General features: G+C 64.0%; 15 protein-coding genes. 6 read left to right on the top strand and 9 right to left on the bottom strand.

Annotated elements, in window-relative coordinates:
• Positions 1–158: 158 nt before the first annotated feature.
• Complete coding sequence (locus G6N73_RS23860; protein ID WP_165032187.1) at positions 159–905, bottom strand: SDR family oxidoreductase; 747 nt, start codon at positions 903–905, stop codon at positions 159–161.
• Positions 906–911: 6 nt separating this feature from the next.
• Entirely contained in the window at positions 912–2387 is a 1476-nt protein-coding gene (locus G6N73_RS23855; protein WP_165032185.1) for an aldehyde dehydrogenase family protein, read from the bottom strand.
• 183 nt (positions 2388–2570) lie between these two features.
• Here G6N73_RS23855 and zwf point away from each other — a divergent pair, with 183 nt between their 5' ends.
• Genes zwf through G6N73_RS23830 form a run of 5 tightly spaced genes read left to right on the top strand, consistent with a single transcriptional unit; the run spans position 2571 to position 7350 of the window.
• Positions 2571–4043, top strand: a complete 1473-nt coding sequence (gene zwf / locus G6N73_RS23850) for a glucose-6-phosphate dehydrogenase (protein ID WP_165032183.1) — start codon at positions 2571–2573, stop codon at positions 4041–4043.
• Positions 4044–4048: 5 nt separating this feature from the next.
• Positions 4049–4747 carry a 6-phosphogluconolactonase gene (gene pgl / locus G6N73_RS23845; protein ID WP_206079052.1) on the top strand — a complete coding sequence of 233 codons (699 nt, stop codon included), beginning with the start codon at positions 4049–4051 and terminating at the stop codon, positions 4745–4747.
• 58 nt (positions 4748–4805) lie between these two features.
• Entirely contained in the window at positions 4806–6629 is a 1824-nt protein-coding gene (gene edd, locus G6N73_RS23840) for a phosphogluconate dehydratase (protein WP_165032179.1), read from the top strand.
• 53 nt (positions 6630–6682) lie between these two features.
• A complete protein-coding gene (locus G6N73_RS23835) occupies positions 6683–6937 on the top strand; it encodes an AbrB/MazE/SpoVT family DNA-binding domain-containing protein (protein ID WP_165032177.1) in 255 nt (84 codons plus the stop codon).
• Positions 6934–7350: a type II toxin-antitoxin system VapC family toxin gene (locus tag G6N73_RS23830; RefSeq protein ID WP_165032176.1), complete on the top strand. Its 417-nt coding sequence runs from the start codon at positions 6934–6936 to the stop codon at positions 7348–7350. The genes G6N73_RS23835 and G6N73_RS23830 overlap by 4 nt, the downstream gene beginning before the upstream one ends.
• 58 nt (positions 7351–7408) lie before the next feature.
• Here G6N73_RS23830 and G6N73_RS23825 read toward each other — a convergent pair whose 3' ends face one another.
• From G6N73_RS23825 to G6N73_RS23810, 4 genes are all read right to left on the bottom strand, one after another.
• Positions 7409–9067 (bottom strand): vWA domain-containing protein, encoded by a 1659-nt coding sequence (locus G6N73_RS23825; RefSeq protein WP_165032174.1) that lies wholly within the window; start codon positions 9065–9067, stop codon positions 7409–7411.
• Positions 9068–9148: 81 nt separating this feature from the next.
• Complete coding sequence (locus G6N73_RS23820; protein WP_165032172.1) at positions 9149–10111, bottom strand: GlxA family transcriptional regulator; 963 nt, start codon at positions 10109–10111, stop codon at positions 9149–9151.
• 52 nt (positions 10112–10163) lie between these two features.
• Positions 10164–11063 carry a bifunctional methylenetetrahydrofolate dehydrogenase/methenyltetrahydrofolate cyclohydrolase FolD gene (gene folD, locus G6N73_RS23815; RefSeq protein ID WP_165032170.1) on the bottom strand — a complete coding sequence of 300 codons (900 nt, stop codon included), beginning with the start codon at positions 11061–11063 and terminating at the stop codon, positions 10164–10166.
• 116 nt (positions 11064–11179) lie between these two features.
• On the bottom strand, positions 11180–13789 hold the full coding sequence (locus G6N73_RS23810; RefSeq protein WP_165032168.1) for a GumC family protein: 2610 nt from the start codon (positions 13787–13789) through the stop codon (positions 11180–11182).
• Between the two features lie 182 nt (positions 13790–13971).
• On the opposite strand from G6N73_RS23810, the gene G6N73_RS23805 reads away from it, so the two are divergent.
• Positions 13972–15267 carry a lipopolysaccharide biosynthesis protein gene (locus G6N73_RS23805; RefSeq protein ID WP_165032166.1) on the top strand — a complete coding sequence of 432 codons (1296 nt, stop codon included), beginning with the start codon at positions 13972–13974 and terminating at the stop codon, positions 15265–15267.
• A gap of 3 nt (positions 15268–15270) precedes the next feature.
• On the opposite strand, the gene G6N73_RS23800 is transcribed toward G6N73_RS23805, so the two are convergent.
• The 3 genes from G6N73_RS23800 to G6N73_RS23790 are packed head-to-tail and all read right to left on the bottom strand — an operon-like array spanning position 15271 to position 18133.
• Positions 15271–16188 (bottom strand): DUF6492 family protein, encoded by a 918-nt coding sequence (locus tag G6N73_RS23800; RefSeq protein ID WP_165032164.1) that lies wholly within the window; start codon positions 16186–16188, stop codon positions 15271–15273.
• Positions 16185–16961 carry a WecB/TagA/CpsF family glycosyltransferase gene (locus tag G6N73_RS23795; RefSeq protein ID WP_165032163.1) on the bottom strand — a complete coding sequence of 259 codons (777 nt, stop codon included), beginning with the start codon at positions 16959–16961 and terminating at the stop codon, positions 16185–16187. Before G6N73_RS23795 ends, G6N73_RS23800 begins: the two co-directional genes overlap by 4 nt.
• Positions 16958–18133, bottom strand: a complete 1176-nt coding sequence (locus G6N73_RS23790; RefSeq protein ID WP_165032161.1) for a glycosyltransferase — start codon at positions 18131–18133, stop codon at positions 16958–16960. Before G6N73_RS23790 ends, G6N73_RS23795 begins: the two co-directional genes overlap by 4 nt.
• Positions 18134–18268 lie beyond the last annotated feature (135 nt).

Genomic DNA, 18268 nt, shown 5'->3' with positions numbered 1-18268 from the left:
ACGTATAAAAATTAGGAAGGCGTTGGCCTCGCGCCCCGCTTCCCGACTTCTCCCTTCAAAGGGAGCGTTCTTTGACAATGGCCAGGGCTGAAAGGCAGCGTGGCGATGATGAAGCGTGCGTGGTCTCCCCCTTGCGGGGGAGATTGAGGAGCCATTGTTCAAATACACCGCCCGCCATCGACCTCAAGCGCCACGCCGGTGATGAAGGCGGCCTCGTCGGAGGCGAGCCAGAGAGCGGCGTTGGCGATATCGAGCGGCGTCGACAGCCGGCCAAGCGGGATCGAGGCGCGGAATTTCGCGCGAAGTTCCGGCGTGTCCTCGCCCATGAACTGCGCCAGCATGCCAGTGTCACCCGCCACCGGACAGAGGCAGTTGACGCGGATGTTCTTCGGCGCAAGCTCGATCGCCATCGATTTGGTCGCGGTGATCGCCCAACCCTTGGAGGCGTTGTACCAGGTCAGTCCCGGGCGCGGCCTGAGGCCCGCGGTCGAGGCGGTGGTGAGGATGACGCCGCCGCCCTGCGCTTCCATGATCGGCACCACGGCGCGGGCGGAGTGGTAGATCGCCTTCATGTTGACGGCGGTGATCAGGTCGAACACGTCCTCTTCGACCGCGAGCATGTCGCCGTTCCGATGCGTGTAGCCGGCATTGTTGACCATGATGTCGATGCGGCCGAAGGCGGCCATCGCCGCCGCCACCATCTGGTCGAATTCCGATTGCAGCGAAACATCGGTGGTCACCGCGATCGCCGCCTCGCCGATCTCGGCCGCGACGCGCTCCGCGCCCTTGGCGTTCAGGTCGGCAACGACGACTTTCGCGCCCTCTTCCGCAAAGCGCTTGGCCATACCCTCGCCGAAACCCGACGCCGCGCCGGTGATGATGGCGACCTTGTCTTTCAGACGCATGCATTTTTACCCATGATTGAAAACAATCGTCTTCGTCGCGCTCATGTCGTACAGCGCCTCGAAGCCCTTCTCGCGGCCGTGGCCGGATTTCTTGAAGCCGCCGAAGGGCAGTTCGATGCCGCCGCCCGCCCCATAGCCGTTGACGAAGACCTGGCCGGCGCGGACACGTTTGGCGATCCGGTGCTGGCGGCCGCCATCCCTGGTCCAGATACCGGCGACCAGGCCGAAATCAGTGCCGTTGGCGAGTTTCACCGCCTCGTCCTCGCCCTCGAACGGGAACAGCGTCAGCACCGGCCCAAAAATCTCCTGCCGCGCGATTGCGGCTTCAGGATCGACCGAGCCGAACAGCACCGGCGCGTGGTAGTAGCCGCCGGACGGGGCATCCGGGTGCACCGAACCCTTGGCCAGGACGGGAATCCCCGCCTCTTCGGCCGCCGCGACCATGCCGGCGACCTGGCTTTTCTGCCTGGGGTTGATCAGCGCGCCGAGATCGAGGTCGGCGTCGTGCGGGCCCGCGACCAGCTTCGAGAAGCGTTCGGCGAGGCCTGCGGCCACCTGCTCGTATACTGGCCGCTCGATCAGCACCCGGCTGCCGGCCGAGCAGGTCTGGCCGCCATTTTGAATGATGGCGTTGACGAGGACCGGAAGCGCCTTCTCGATGTCGGCGTCGGCGAAGACGATCTGCGGCGACTTCCCGCCAAGCTCCATGGTTACGCCGCGATTGTTGATCGCGGCCGCCTGCTGGATCGCGGTTCCGGTCATCGGCGAACCGGTGAAGGTCACGTAGTCGACCATCGGATGCGCCGAAAGCGCTGCACCGGCGTCACGGCCATAGCCAGTCACGACGTTGAAGACGCCTTCCGGAAAGCCTGCCTCCAGCGCCAGTTCGGCCATGCGGATCGCGGTCAGCGAAGCATCCTCGGCGGGCTTTACGACCAGCGTGTTGCCCATGGCAAGCGCTGCGCCCGCGACGCGGGCGAGAATCTGCAGCGGGTAGTTCCACGGGATGATGCCGGCGACCACGCCGTGCGGTTCGCGCAGCGTCAGCGCCGTATAGCCGTCGAGGAACGGGATAGTGTCGCCATGGATCTTGTCGCCGGCGCCGCCGTAGAATTCGTAGTAGCGCATGGTGGCCGTGACGTCCGCCCGGCCCTGCCGCACCGGCTTGCCGGTGTCGCGTGATTCGAGTGCGGCGAGTTCGGCGCCGTCCCTCTCGACCAGATGGAAAAGCCTGGTCAGGCAGCGGCCGCGCTCCATGGCCGGCATCCGCGACCACGGCCCGTCGTCGAAGGCGCGCCGCGCCGCCTTTACCGCCCGGTCGACATCGGCAGCGCCGGAGGCAGGTATGGAGGCGAACGCCTTGCCGTCGGAGGGACAGACCACGTCGATGCGCTCGCCCGACAGCGCGTCCGCGGGCTTGCCGTCGATGAACTGCATGAAGGCGCGGCCCTCGGCAACCGTTGCGGAAAGATGCGTTCCCATCGGTATTTCTCCTTGGCTTTCGCCCGTGCCGCCATATGTTGCGGCACCGTCACAAGGCGCAACTACCACTCCCGACAAACAAGCGGGTTGCGCCAGTGTCAAGTTTGAAGATGTGACAGTCTGACACTGGCCATATTAAATCGATTAGATTATAGCAGCGACCGTCAGGTATACGGAACCACCATGACCAGCCAGATCATCCCTGTCGAACCATTCGATTTCATCGTCTTTGGCGGTACCGGCGACCTCGCCGAGCGCAAGCTCCTGCCCTCGCTATACCACCGCCAGCGCGCCGGCCAGTTTTCGGAACCGACCCGCATCATCGGTGCATCGCGCTCCAAGATGACCGACGACGAGTTCCGCGCCTTCGCCCGCAAGGCGATCGCCGAGCACGTCAAACCTGAGGACACAGTCGCCGATCAAGTCGAAAGCTTTGTGGCTCGGCTCTCATATGTACCGGTCGACGCCAAGACCGGCGAAGGCTTCTCAAAGCTGAAGAAGGCGATTGGGGCCCATGAGGCGATCCGCGTCTTTTATCTTGCGGTTGCGCCGGCGCTGTTCGGCGACATCGCCAACGACCTGCGAGAACATGGCCTGGTTTCTCCCAATTCCCGCATCGTGGTGGAAAAGCCGATCGGGCGCGATCTGGCGTCCGCGCGTGCGCTGAACGACCAGATCGGCGCGGTTTTCGACGAACAGCAGATCTTCCGCATCGATCATTATCTCGGCAAGGAGACGGTGCAGAATTTGATGGCGCTGCGCTTCGCCAATGCGCTTTACGAACCGCTGTGGAACTCCGCCCATATCGACCACGTGCAGATCACCGTGGCGGAAACCGTCGGGCTGGAAGACCGCGTCACCTACTATGACAAGGCGGGCGCGCTGCGCGACATGGTGCAGAACCACATTCTACAGCTCCTGTGTCTCGTGGCGATGGAAGCGCCGGGCTCCATGGAGGCGGACTCCGTACGCGACGAAAAACTGAAGGTGCTGCGCTCGCTGAAGCGCATCAATGGCGCGGAGGCTCCAAGATCGACGGTTAGAGGACAGTATCGCGCCGGCGCATCCTCGGGCGGCGCGGTGAAGGGCTACATCGAGGAACTCGGCGACGGCCAGAGCAACACCGAGACCTTCGTCGCGATCAAGGCCGAAATCGCCAACTGGCGCTGGGCCGGCGTGCCGTTCTATCTCAGGACCGGCAAGCGCCTGGCCTCGCGCGTCTCGGAGATCGTCATCGAGTTCAAGCCGATCCCGCATTCGATCTTCGGCGAAGGCGCAGGGAATATCCAGGCGAACCAGTTGGTGATCCGGTTGCAGCCTGACGAAGGGGTCAAGCAGTGGATCATGATCAAGGATCCCGGACCCGGCGGCATGCGGCTGAGGCAAATCGCGCTCGACATGAGCTTTGCGGAATCGTTTCAGGAGCGCAATCCGGACGCCTATGAGCGGCTGGTCATGGACGTGGTGCGCGGCAACCAGACGCTGTTCATGCGCCGCGACGAGGTCGAGGCGGCGTGGAAGTGGATCGACCCGATCCTCGGCGCCTGGGAAGACAGCCACCAGGAGGCGCAGGGCTATACCGCCGGCACTTGGGGTCCGTCCGCTTCCATCGCGCTGATCGAGCGCGACGGCCGCACGTGGCACGAGAGCGACTGAGTGGCATGGCCGACGACGCTACCTGGCACGAATTCGCCTCGCGCGAAGAACTCGCCGAAGCGCTGGCGAGCGCTGCGGCGGACGTGCTGCAGGCAGCGATCGAGAGGCGCGGAACCGCGCTGCTTGCCGTCTCCGGCGGCACGACGCCGGGCCGTTTCCTTGCGGCGCTGTCCCGGCAGGACATCGAGTGGGGGCGTGTCACCGTAACGCTTGTAGACGAGCGCTTTGTCCCGGAAGATTCGCCGCGCTCGAACGCCCGGCTGGTCCGGGAAAACCTGCTTCAAGACAAGGCAGCGGTCGCCCGGTTCGCCGGACTGTTTTCGGACGCAAACACGGTCGAAGACGCGGCAGACAGGGCCGGCGAGAGGTTGAGCCATCTCCCGCTCCCGCTGGACGCGGCGATCCTCGGCATGGGAACTGACGGCCACACCGCTTCGTTTTTTCCGGACGCCGGCAACCTCAAATCGCTGCTCGACCGTTTCGCTGAGACGATCGTCGCGCCGGTCCACGCGGCAAGCGGCGGCGAACCCAGGCTGACGCTGACTTTGGCGCGAATCGTGGAAGCAGGCTTCGTCGCTCTCCATATTGAAGGGGCCGAGAAGCACCGCGTGCTGGAGGCAGCGTCAGGCGCGGAGGCGCATCTGCCGGTCCGTGCGGTGCTGGATCGCGCGCGACAGCCGGTACAGGTGTTCTGGGCGCCGTAGTTTGAATGCCGATGCCGGAAAACTCCCGTTCCGGCATCATCGAAGAGGATGCACCACCATGACCGCCAGGAAAGACATCGAGGCCATCACCGAACGCATCCGGCAGCGCTCGAGGAATTCGCGCGACATCTATCTGGAGCGGGTCGACAACGCCGCGAGCCGCGGCGCCAACAGGGCGGTGCTCTCCTGCGGCAACCTTGCCCATGGTTTCGCGGCCTGCGCGCCGGCCGAAAAGACCGCGCTTGCTGGAGACAGGGTGCCCAATCTCGGTATCATCACCTCCTACAACGACATGCTGTCGGCGCATCAGCCGTTCGAGACGTTCCCGCAACTGATCAAGCAGGCAGCGAAAGAGGCGGGCGGCATCGCGCAGGTGGCAGGCGGCGTGCCGGCCATGTGCGACGGCGTCACACAGGGGCAGCCGGGTATGGAATTGTCGCTGTTTTCGCGCGACGTGATCGCCATGGCGACCGCGATCGGCCTCAGCCACAACATGTTCGACGCCGCAGTTTACCTCGGCGTCTGCGACAAGATCGTGCCGGGGCTGGCGATCGCGGCGCTGACCTTCGGCCATCTGCCGGCGGTGTTCATCCCGGCCGGGCCGATGACAACCGGCATTCCCAATGACGAGAAGGCGCGCGTCCGCCAGCTCTATGCCGAGGGCAAGGTCGGCCGCGCCGAACTTCTGGAAGCCGAGTCGAAATCCTATCACGGGCCGGGCACCTGTACCTTCTACGGCACGGCCAATTCCAACCAGATGCTGATGGAGATCATGGGCCTGCACACGCCCGGCGCCTCCTTCGTCAATCCCAACACGCCGCTGCGCGACGCGCTTACCAAAGAGGCGGCGAAGCGGGCGCTGGCTATCACGGCCATGGGCAACGCCTACACGCCGGTCGGGCGGATGATCGACGAACGCTCGGTGGTGAACGGCATCGTCGGGCTGCACGCGACCGGCGGCTCGACCAACCACACGATCCACCTGATCGCTATGGCGCACGCGGCGGGCATCCAGATCACCTGGCAGGATATTTCCGATCTTTCCGAGGCGACGCCGCTGCTTGCGCGCGTCTATCCGAACGGCCTGGCCGACGTGAACCATTTCCATGCGGCGGGCGGGTTAGGCTTCCTGATCCGAGAACTGCTCGATGCCGGCCTGCTGCACGAGGACGTGCAGACCGTGTGGGGCGAAGGCCTGCGGCCCTATGCCATCGAAGCCAGGCTCGGCCCCGATGGCGGCGTGATTCGCGAAGCGGCGCCGAAAATCAGCGGCGACGAGAAAGTGCTGACGACCTTCGCCAAGCCGTTCCAGCCGACGGGCGGCCTGCGCGTGCTTGCCGGCAATATCGGCCACGCCATCATCAAGACATCCGCAGTCAAGCCTGAGCGGCGGCTGATCGAAGCGCCGGCTATCGTGCTGGACAGCCAGCAGGCGCTGAACGACGCCTTCAAGGCCGGCCAGCTCGACCGCGATTTCGTCGCCGTCATCCGCTTCCAGGGACCGAAGGCGAACGGCATGCCCGAGTTGCACAAGCTGACGACGATACTGGGCGTGCTGCAGGATCGCGGCCACAAAGTTGCGCTGGTCACAGACGGCCGCATGTCGGGCGCATCGGGCAAGGTTCCGGCGGCGATCCATGTGACGCCGGAGGCTCTAGAAGGCGGCGTCATCGGTCGGATCCGGGACGGCGACATTATCCGGCTCGACGCCGACAACGGCACGCTGGAGGTCCTCGCGCCCGCTTCCGAACTGGCGGTACGGAAAGTTCCGGATATCGACCTGTCGGCCAACGATCACGGCTTCGGCCGCGAATTGTTCGCGGGCTTCCGCCAGATGGTCGCGCGCGCCGATCATGGCGCGAGCGCGTTCGGGACGGCGTGACGCGCTCTTGAAAGTAAGGCGGATTTGCCTTACATGGAAGTCGGAGGTTTGCCATGACTGTTCTGACAGTTACATCGAAAGGCCAGGTCACGTTGAAGCGGGATGTCCTTAGGCATCTGGGCGTGAAGCCCGGCGAAAAAATAGAAGTCGATCTTCTACCTGATGGGAAAGCCACTATAAGCGCGGAGACGGTCCGCACAGGCAAAATTTCCGACCTCTTCGGGATGCTGAAGAAGGAAGGCCAGAAGCCTCTGACCCTCGAAGAAATCAAGGAACTCATTGAGGACGGCTGGGCTAATCGTAGATGAAAGCCACGGTAGACACGAACATTCTGCTACGTGCAATTCTCGACGATCATCCGACACAAAGTCCAGCCGCCCAAGAGATGTTGGATCGGGCCGAACTTGTGTCCGTCACGTTACCAACGCTCTGTGAATTCGCTTGGGTTCTGCGCAAGGGCTACAAGAGATCCAGGCAAGAGATATCCGCCGCCCTCGAGACCATAGCGCGAATACCGACCATTTCCCTGGACCGCCCTGCGGTCGAGGCCGGTCTCGCCTTGGCGAATGCGGGCGGCGACTTCGCGGACGGCGTGATCGCTTTCGAAGGCCAGCGCCTGGGTGGAGATATCTTTTTCACCTTCGACCGGGGTGCGGCAGAATTGCTCGCCAAAGCTGGCATCGCCACATCGCTGTTGTCGCCTGCTCCTACTGGACATTAATCATCGGCCTTTTTGGAACAGCCTGGCCCGAAGGCCAGCCGCACAACCCTTCCCCCTGCTACGGCACCGTCACCTCGGTCCGCTCGCCCGCGTTGACCGTCGCCGTCGCTTCCTTCTTGCCGCCATTGTCCTTGCGATCGGCAACGATAACGTAGTCGCCCGCCGGCAAGGTCGCCTGGTGCTTCTCGTCGAAGGCGTAGCCGAACGCCTTGCGGTTGCCCTGGATGTCCTTCTTGGCCCCGAACACCTCGATGTGTTTTGCGCTGGGCGCGGAGATCGCAAGCACGCCGGCGTCAAGCACGGCGGCTACGTCCTTGGCTTCGCCGGCGCGGATGTTGAAGGGCTGCTCGGCCTCAGCTTCCTCCATCCGCACGATCGCGACATAGTCGCCCGGCGGAAGATCGAACTTGCCATCCGGACCGAAGCCGTAGGTCACCTGTTCACGCGATCCGTCGATCTTCTTCTTCGCCTTGAAAATCTTGACGTCCAGCCCGGATGCCCCGACCTTTTCGCCTCCTTCCGCGTAGAGCGCATTGACGATGACGCTGCCGATGCCGAGCACGACATCTTTCTCGATGATCTGCCCCGCGGCGAGCGTAATCGTTTCGCTGACCTCGCCCTCGCCGATTTTCACCGTCAGCTTCTGCTCGCCGGCGGGCAGGACGATCCTGGTCAGGCCGTAATTGGTGGCATTGCCGCCGCCCGGATATTCGGTGACCACCGTCGCGCCGTCGCTGACCTCGGCGCCTTCGCTGGCCAGCGGCCGGACGATCAGAATGCCGGCATTGAGCACGAAGACCGGCTCGGTGACCTTGCCAGCCTCGATCTTGACCGGCATTTCGGCGGACGCCTCGCCGAGCGTCGCCCTGACTATGTAATCTCCCGGCTCCAGGCTGCCCTTGTAGTTGTTGTATTCGGTCGCGACGCGGTCGCCCTTCGCGCCATCGACTTTCACCGTGTAGATCTCATAGGCATTTCCGGCCTCGTCCAGCGCCGGCTGGCCCTCTGCCAGCAGCGTCTTCGGGACGAAGTTGAATTCGGGCGCGGCCGGCTCGGGCGCGGGGGCGGGTTCCGGATCAGGCTGCGGCGCGGGCGCGACCACGACCGTCTCGATCAGCGCATCCTTCAGCGCGCCGGCATCCGACGCCTGGATGTATTTGCCACCGGTGTTCTCTGCAAGGCACGCGACCTGCCTGCCCTCTTCTGCCGTGAGGCCGAAGCCGACCACATGGGCGGTGAAATCGACGCCGGCCTGTTCGAGTTCGGTTCCGACGGCGCAGGGATCGGCATTGCAGGTTTCGAGGCCGTCGGTGATCAGGATGACCGTCGCCTTGTCCTCGGTGTAGCGCAGCGCTTCCGCCGCCTGCCTGACTGAGGCGGAAAGCGGCGTTTTGCCAAGGAATTTCATCGCATCCGCGGCGAGCGTGATGGACGAAGCGGCGCCCGGCGCCGGCGGGACCACCAGTTCGATGTCGTTGCAATTGCCTTTCTCGCGGTGGCCGTAGGCGAGCAGGCCAAGCTCCATGTCGGCGGGAATTGTCTGCAGCACGGTCCTCAGCGTCTGGCGTGCGATTTCGAGCTTGGGCTGACCGTCGATCTGGCCCCACATCGAGCCCGACGCATCGAGCACGATGATCGTGCGGTCCGCCGAAGCGGCGATAGCGGTCAGCAAGAGGCTCAAAAATGCCGCCAGCACGCCACGTGACAATGCGATCATGATATCCCCCTCGGTCCGCTGTTCGCTCGCGGTCGCAAGCTAGCGAAGGGCCTGGGAACTGGCAACCCGGCGGCGTGCCGATCAGTAAGTGGTGCGGCGCTCTTCGGAAGGCGGGCGGCCGAATTGCAGCCGGTAGCTCTGCGCGAAATAGGAATGCGATGTGAAACCTGTGGCGATCGCTACGTCGAGGATGGGCATGTTGGTCTGGCGCAGCAATTCGCGCGCCCGCTCAAGCCTGAGCCGCATGTAGTAGCGTCCAGGTGTGACCGTCAGATGGCGCAGAAACAGACGCTCAACCTGCCGCACCGAAAGCCCGGCGGACTTGGCCAATTGCACTGCCGAGAACGGCTCGTCGAGATTGTCGGCCATCAGCTCGACGATCTTGCGCAGCTTCTCCGACTTTCCGGTCAGGTCGCGTTCCGGGCCGACGCGCTGGCGGTCGCCGGCAGAGCGGATGCGCTCGTGTTGGAACTGGTTTGCGACGCCGTTGGCGATGTTGGAGCCGAAATCGGTGCGCACGATCTCCAGCATCAGGTCGATGGAGGTCGTGCCGCCGGCGCAGGTGTAGCGCTTGCGGTCGATCTCGAAGACGTTGCCAGTGCATTCGATGTCCGGGAACTTCTCCATGAAGCCGGCGCGGTTTTCCCAATGGATGGTGCAGCGGTGGCCTTCGAGCTGGCCGGCCTCGGCAAGAAGATAAGAACCCACCGACAGCGCGCCGAGCGCGCCGCCGCGCCTGCCCCAGCTTCGCAGCGCGCCGAGCACCTTGCTCTTGCCGGGAAATTCGGTGGTCAGGCCGACGGAAACGAACAGTATGTCGACGGACGGCAGGTCGGCGACGCTGTAATCGATCTTCAGCGGCAGGCCGTTCGACGCCATGACGGCGTCGCCGTCGGCCGAGACAGTGGTCCAGCCGTAATAGTCGTAGCCGAGCAATCGGTTCGCCGATCGGAACGTGTCGATCGCGGCCGCCAGCGAAAACATCGAGAATTTGTCGACCAGCAGGAATGCGAACTGCCGGCCCCCCTGGATCTGGTCGGGCATGGCCGGCCGTTCTACAGCAAGAGGGGGCGGGGGCAAAGCTCGGACCTTGGCTTTAGAATGTCGGGCGCTTTAGGCCCGCGGCACGATATGCGGAAACCAGCGTGTTGGCCATAAGCAGCGCGATTGTCATCGGGCCGACGCCGCCCGGCACCGGCGTGATCGCGCCGGCAGCCTTTTCGGCCTCGGCGAACGCTACGTCTCCGACCAGCCATGACTTACCCTCGCCCTTCTCCGGCGCGGGAACGCGGTTGATGCCGACGTCGATGACGGTGGCGCCGGGCTTCACCCAATCGCCCTTGATCATCTCGGGGCGACCGACGGCGGCCACAAGAATATCGGCGGTACGGGCAAGAGCTGGCAGATCCTTCGTGCGGCTGTGGGCGATGGTCACGGTGCAGTTGGCGGCGAGCAGGAGATTGGCCATCGGTTTGCCGACGATGTTCGAGCGGCCGACAACAACAGCATTCAGGCCGGAAAGGTCCTTGCCCCGCACCCGCTCGATCAAAAGCATCGAGCCTGCCGGCGTGCAGGGCACGAAGGCGGTGTCGAGCTCGCCAGTGCCGAGCTTGCCGACATTGATGTAATGAAAGCCGTCGACGTCCTTTTCGGGCGCGATCGTCTGGATGATGCGGCCGGCGTCGATGTGAGCAGGCAAAGGCAATTGAACCAGAATGCCGTGGATCGCCGGGTCTGCGTTCAAATCGCGGACGATCGCGACCAGTTGTTCCTCGGAGGTTTCGGCAGGCAGCGTGTGCTGAACCGAATGGAAGCCGCATTCCTTGGCCTTGCGGCTCTTGGACGAGACGTAAACCTGGCTCGCCGGATCCTCACCGACGATGACGACAGCCAGGCCGGGCGTGATCGCCTTGGCGTTCACCAACTCGCTGGTGAGCCGTTTGACAGTCTGCACGACCTCATCGGCTACGGCTCTTCCGTCAATGATTTCGGCCATGGTTCATCCTTGACTGCAGCTTGGCAGTCTGCGGCATAGTGGCGAAAGATTGCCGGCGCAATCCGCCAAAGCGGCGTCGCGTGGCGTAAACTCGAAACCGCTGCGGAATTTCTCGCTCAGAAATAGCGGCGGCGCTGCCGGGCCTCGGTGAAGTCACGCACTGCCTCGCGGAACTCGCGCAGGCTGGACCGGATTTCATCGATCGGGGCCTGATGCGTCTCCGTGGCCGGAGGAGGAGCTTCCGGTTGCTGGAATGGCGCGCGCCGCATCGCGGGTTGCGGCTCATAGGACTGCGGCGCCGCATGCTGCGGATAGAGCGTCTGCGGCGGCATGTGCCCGGGATAGAAGCCCGTGGGCTGCTGTCCCTGCTGCGGGTAGGGATAATAGGACTGCGGCGGCATTTGCGGCTGCTGCCAATGCGGCGCCTGCTGGACTGGAGCCTGCGGATAAGCCATCGGCGGCGCATAGTGCGTCGCGGACGCGTTGGGCTCCGCATAGTATGGCTGCTGCATCTGCGGTTGCGCGTAGGCCGGCTGCGGCTGCGCCGGCGGACAAGGCTGCGGGTAGGCCTGCGGCTGCATCGGATAGGCGGTAGGGGCGGACGCCGTATGTGGCGCGCCAAATGGCGAGTAGGCGTAGACTGGACCTTGCATCGGAGTCTCCCTCGAAATTGAGAGTGCGTCATCAGGGTGCGACGGGGTCTGCGGCTCCGGCTGCGTCTCGGGTGTCGTGCCGGCCGGAGCGGCTTGCCGGCTGCGTGTTTCCGACCGGACGGCATGATATCCGGTTTCCTGCTCTGCCGGCCGGGGCGCGCCGGTCCATTCCGGGCCTTTCGCCGGACCGACCGGGCTGGATGAATCGCGCCTGCGCGGCCTTTGCCGCGTCTCGCTCGAATTGGCAGTTTCGCGCAGGCTCTCATAGGCTCCGCGCATGCCGCCGAATCCGACGCCGGCGAAGAAGCCGAGCATCAGACCGGTCAGCGCCATCGTCGAGCGCGAGGGTGGATTGGCGTTGAGTGGCGGCCAGGCCTTGGAAATCACGCTCATATTGGCGGTGTTGATGTCCTTCTGCTCGCCGGTTTCGCGTGCGCGCAGCAGGAACGCCTCGTATACGGCGCGCTTGGCGGACGCTTCGCGTTCGAGTTCGCGCAGCGTCACCAGTTCGTTGCTGAGATCACCCTGGCGCACCTTCAGCTGCGCCAGTCGTGAAGCAAGTTCCTGCTCGAGTTGGACCGCCCGCTTCAATTCGGTCTGCGTCGACGAAACAATGCGGCGCAACTCGCTGTTGATCATGTCGCGTGCACCCGCGAGCTGGGCCTCGACCGCCATGCGTTCGGGGTGACGCGGGCCGAGCCGCACCGCCATCCGGTCGGCGTCGCTTTTCAAGGACGAATATTGCGCGCGCAACTCCTGAATAGTCGGCGAAGTCAGCTCCTCCGGGAGCGTTCCGCCGAGCACCGCATCGACGTTGACCGATCGCGTCGACGCAGCCCTTGCGTTCAGTTCAAGCGTCCGCGCGCGCGCCACTGAAAGCTGCTCGTTCAGCTTTACGATCTCGTCGTCCGTAATCAGGCGACCCTGCGCATCGATGATGTCGTTTTCCGCCTTGAAGGTCTCGACTTTGCGCTCGGCCGCCTCGACACCTGCGCGAAGCTGGTCGAGCCGCGAGGTCAACTCCTCCTCTGCCCGCCCGGCTGTATTGGACTGGATCTGCCCGTATGTCTGCAGAAACACATCGGTCATGGTGTTGGCGATGAGGGCCGATTTCTCGCCGTCCTTGGTGACCGCGCTGATCATGATGACGAAGGTCTTGCCGCCGCGCTCGACCGACAGGGCCTCGGAAAGGTTCTGCACTGCAAGGGTGTGCCGCCTGTCGCCGCCATCGTCGCCATCGCTGCGCGACAAAAGCGAGCGGATGTTCGAGATGAAGGCGCCGATGCCGCCGTCGCTGCCCTCACCGTTGAATTCGGGATCGCTGGCGAGGTTAAGACGATCCACCACCCTGGTCAGCACCGTTCCGGACGTCAGGATCCGGACCTGGTTCTCGATAATCGCCAAAGTAGCCTCGTTTGAAAGCCCGCTCTGGGTGATATCGCGCTCGACCAGATTGAGGTCGCGCGGGTCGACCAGCAACTCGACTGTCGCCTCGTATTTCTTCGGGGTCGAAAGGGCGATCATGACGCCCAGCACCGCGCCGAGGATTGTGGTGCTGACGATGATCCATTTCGATTTGGCTATGCCGGCTACGACCTTGCCGGGATCGATGAGCGGCTTCCAATGCTCGTCGGGCACATCGCGGACGGTGATTGGCTCGGAATGCTCGACTCTCGGAATGCGGCGATCCTCGCGGCGTTCCGCTGGAGCCTCCACGGCGGGCTGAGGCGCGACGCCCCCGCCTTCTGCCCGCAAGCGCCGGCTGATCCAGCCAGGGACAAGACCGCTGACCCAATCCATCCCTGCTGGCTCCGGCGCAGGCGCTGCTTTGGGTGCGGGCTTTTCATCGATCGCCGCTACGCGTTCGCGACGAGGCTGAGGCGGATCGTTCTTCACTTCCCGGCGCTGACGGGCCAGATGATGGCGAGCGGCGGCATCGTCAGTGCGTTGCGGCTCGGCCGCGGCAAGAAGCGACGCCGAACGCCGCGGAACGCCTTCACCGCGCCGGGCGTCGCCAAACGAAAGCAACGAGCGCTCACGCCGTGGATCGTCGCGTTGGTCGGTGTCGAACATGGATTGCGGCCGTTTCCCGGCGCATGCCGGACTTGTGAATGCAAACGTTAATCCACGCTAAACAGCCGTGGGAAACAAAAGGTTAATTTCACGGCCTAAAGGCGTTCATCATCTTACGGAAAACAGCGGCGCCCTCCTCGGAACCGGCCATTAAACTTTCCGCGCTAGCATTTTGCAGAAACATGACCGAGGCAAGCGACATCCGGCAAAGGCGGCCTTTCGCCAGAATTGGCGCGTTCCTGTCGGAGCGGCGTGGCCTCGTGCGCGATTATTTCGCGGCGATCAGCGGCGCCGGCGGCCGGCTGGTGTTTTCACTGCTTTATTTCGTCGCGCTGGCGAACACGCTGTCGCTGGCCGATTTCGGGCTTTTCGCAACCGCCTCGGCCGCCGGCGTCATGCTGTCGCGGATCCTCGCATTCGGCTTCATTTCGGCGCTCTATCGAACGGCGACCATCCGCCCAAACCTTATCGGCACGTTCACGGCGGGTTTCGTCCTGCTGGCGGCGCTGTCGCTTCCAGTTCTGGCGGCGGCCTCCTGGCTGACTTACCTGCTGTTCTTTTCGGGCCAGATGGCGCTTTCCCTGTTCGCGGCGGTGATATTCGCCGAGGCGCTGCTGTGGCGGCCGTTCGAAGTCGTCATCATCGTCAACAACGGTTTGAACCGGTTCGGGCGCGCGGCTTCGCTGACCATTTTTGGAACCGTTATGCGCGCGGCGGGCGCGGTGGCGTTCGCATTGTGGCCGGCCGACAGCCTGGCCGCGTGGTCCGGCTTCTATGTCGCCGTCAACGCTATCGCGCTTATTGCAGCAGTCGCGCTGTTCTACCCCCGCCAGCGCCTGCGTTTCCGGCCGCTGCTCTATTGGCGGCGGCTTGCGGATTCGCTCTATGTCGCGGGGGCGGAAATCCTGTTCTACCTGCAGATGGAGTTCGACAAGCTCCTGGTTCTGGCAATTGGCGGTCCACAGCTTGCCGGCCTATATGCGATCGTTATGCGGCTGGTCGACCTCACCGCCATCCCGATCCGCACATTTTCGATGATGCTGGTGCAGCGCATGATGCGCGCGCCGGACATGCTGAAAAGCTTGCGCATGCGCGGCGGCATCGAAGCCGGCATTTTTGCCGTTTCAACCGCTGCGTTACTGAGCCTGGCTGTCATCCTTCACTATTTCCCGGCTGCATTGGGCAGAACCGTCGCGGAGGCCGCGCCACTCGTCGGACTGGCGGTTTGCGTGCCTGGCCTGCGAAATCTGATCGAATATCAGGCCGAATTGCTGTTCGCGCGCGGGCAGACGCTTGTGCGGGCGCTTAACCTTGCTTTGCTTGCGGGCGCGAAAGCCGTGCTTCTGAACTTCGTCATGATGAACAGTCTCGACACCGCGGCATTCATCTGGTCGCTGAACGCAATGTTTGTCGCGCTCTATGTGGTGTCGGCGCTGTTGACCTATTCGGCGCTGCGCATGCCGGCCAAGCCGGTCTGATGGCTACGCAGCCTGGGTCAGGCGGCGGATGCGGTCGATATCGGTGCCTATGAAAGACTGCATGCCGATTGCCACCTGATGCGGCGACATGCCGGCGACGAAGCGCTGGAATTCACCGTCGGACATGGCCGACCCGGTCCAGTGGACGCGGCAGAATTCCTCGGCAGCATGGAAGTGCCCGGCGCCGCCGAGCACCTCGTCAACGAAGCGGCCGTAGATCAGGCATTCGGAAAACTTGCGGGATGAGCCGACCACTTCGACCCAGTTGCGGCCGTGCAGCCGCTCGATCTGCGCGCACAGTGCCTGAACGTCACGCCTGCTCCATGCGATCAAGGTGGAGATGTAGTCATGCGGCGAAACCGCTGGATGCCCGATGCCCAGGACCGCGCCAGCATTTCTGGACCAGGTCGCGTGATCCCCCGTGCTCGGCAGCGCATTGTCGCGCCGGAACAGCCGCAGCCTGTCATCGCTGCGGAACGCCGCGCAGTCGAAGGGTTTCAGGAAGACGACATCGGAATCGCAATAGACGAGGATGTCTTCGGCCGCATGGGCAGCGATGGCGATGCGCCGAAGCTGCTGAACGTGCCAGCCGCGCAGAGGCATTGTTTTCCAACTCAGCCAGATGCGTCGGCGAAACAGGCTCGCAGGATCATTGACCGCGTGAAGCCATGACGGCAGCAGGTCACGCTCGTCGACCACAGTCCGTGATTTCGTTTCGAGCTGGCGAAACAGCGCCACATCGTTCCGCTCGACCAAGATGTAGTGATGCGCCATGCCGGTCACGTGCCGATCGACGGTCTCGCAAAGCAAGCGGCAGCGCTCGAAATCGGGCGCATAGCTGGCCGTGACCATGGCCGAAGCCGTTGTCTGACTCACGAGCCCCGGCGCGACCGCTCCTTGCGGCAGGAAGCGGCTGTTCACCGGCTGCCCTCGCCGACGATCTTCTGGCGCAGGACGCGTGCGAGAAAGAGCGGGTTGCCGACGATATAGCGCCGCCACAGGCGGCCGGGTTCGACTACCAGGCGGAAGAGCCATTCGAGCCGCATGCGCCGTACCCAATCCGGCGCGCGCGGCACCGCCCCGCTCAGGAAGTCGAGCAGCGCGCCGACCGCGATCGGCAGCGTGCAGTGCTTGTCGGTCAGATTGCGGGCGATCCAGAGTTCCTGCCTCGGCACGCCCATCGCGACCAGGAGCACATCCGGCCGCAACGCCCTGATGGTTTCGACGACGCCAGGTTCTTCCTGCGGCGAAAAATACCCGTCATGGATCACGACATAATTGTGCTGCGCGGCGATGGCGGCCAGCTTTCCGGCCGCCGCATCGGCGTTGCGCCGGGTCGCGCCGAGCAAGCCCACCGTCAACCGCTTCGAGACGGCCTGAAGGAACCCCGGAATGAAATCGGTGCCGTTGAGGTTTGCCGGAAAAGGCGATCCATAGAGGATCTTCGCCGCCATATCGACGCCGACGCCGTCCGGCAGGATGAGGAAGTCGTCGAGCGCATCGGCAAATGCCGCGTCGATGGAAGCGACGTTGGCGTTGTGGGCGTTGAGGAAGCTGACCTTGGTGAACCGCCGTTCGGCCAGCATGCGGTTCAAGAGACCGATCGCCTCGTCCCACCCTATGCTGGCGACCGAGATGCCAAGGATGGTTTTCCAGGCGGAAATGCCGATGGCGTTGGCGGCGTGCATGTTCATGCCAACGCCTCGTGCCGCTGGTAGCCGAGCGCTTCCAGGCCGCGCCTGACCCGCGCGTCGAGTTCCTCGCGCTGGCGGCGGTAGAACGCGGCGCCGTCGGCATCGGCAACTTCGCCCGAAGCAGCGCGCTCGAGCGCGGCCGCAAAGGTTGCCGGATCGTCGGCAACAACGCAGTTTGCGGGAACATGCCCGACACCGCGCAGCGATGAACTCGTGGCGACGGTCGGCAGGCCGAGCTCGAACGCCTCGATCGTTTTCAACTGCACGCCGGTCCCTGCCCTGCTGATCAGCGACACGACCGCGGCACTGCGGACGAAATCTTGTGCGTCGGAAACTCGGCCGACGAATGTCACGCCCGGATGGGAACAGGTGACGCCAGCGGGCACGGAACCGGCAATGCTGGTCCGGAAATCGCGGCGTAGGTGCGGCACGACTTCGCCCAAAAACCAGTCCAGACCGACGCGGTTTGGCTGCCAGGTCCATGTGCCGATAAGGGCAGCATCGCACTCCGAGCGGCGAGCGGCCGATGGCGACGGCGCGTCGGGCCGGGTCACCAATGGCAGTGCGGCGGATTTGGCATCGGAAGCAACGCCGAGCGCCGAGCGGTCTTCCTCCGCGAGGGTGAAGACGAAGCGGGCGCTGCCGCAGAGCCGCGCCTCCAGGCGTTTCAGAAGCCGCGCCTCACGCAGGAACAGCAGCCGCTCGAACCCACCTCTCGCCGCGTTCGCGTTTTCGGCGGCCGAGACATGCTCGACATTGTGGGCGATGAAGATCGATGGCCGGTCATCGAACACGCTTTCGAAAGCGCCGGCAAACTGCACCGAGTTCAGCAAATAGCCGTCGAATGGCCCGGCCTCAGCGATGGCGCGGCGAACCTGTTCCGGGCTGACCAGGCGCAATTTCACCGACGAGAATGTGAGGCCAGTCAGCGCCGCCTTGGCGAGCCATTTGAGCTTCTGCACGATCGACGCGTGCTCGTTGCGAACGTCGACGGCGCCGAGAACGATCGTGTTTTCGGCATCCAGCGCGGTCCGGCCGGGCCAGGTGAAGCCAACGACGGTGACGCGAACGCCTGCACGGCGCAAAGCCGCGATGATCGCGGCGTTGGCGATTTCGTAACCTGAACCGAGCCCGCCGTCGGGCACGATCGAAGTGGCAAACAGCAGATGCATCTCACCTATCCTGGAGATGTCGAATAGCCAAACCCAGTGAAGCCTTGCTTAAAAGCCTGGTCGGTCGAACCAAAACGGCGACAATCAAACGGCCATCCGCCAAAGGTGTTTAACGAATCCTTATCGCCGCCGGTG

Origin of the sequence: Allomesorhizobium camelthorni, assembly GCF_011045125.1 — a bacterium.
GTDB lineage: Bacteria > Pseudomonadota > Alphaproteobacteria > Rhizobiales > Rhizobiaceae > Allomesorhizobium > Allomesorhizobium camelthorni.
Note: the sequence above shows the minus strand (reverse complement) of the source record. Positions and strands in the feature narration are given on the sequence as shown.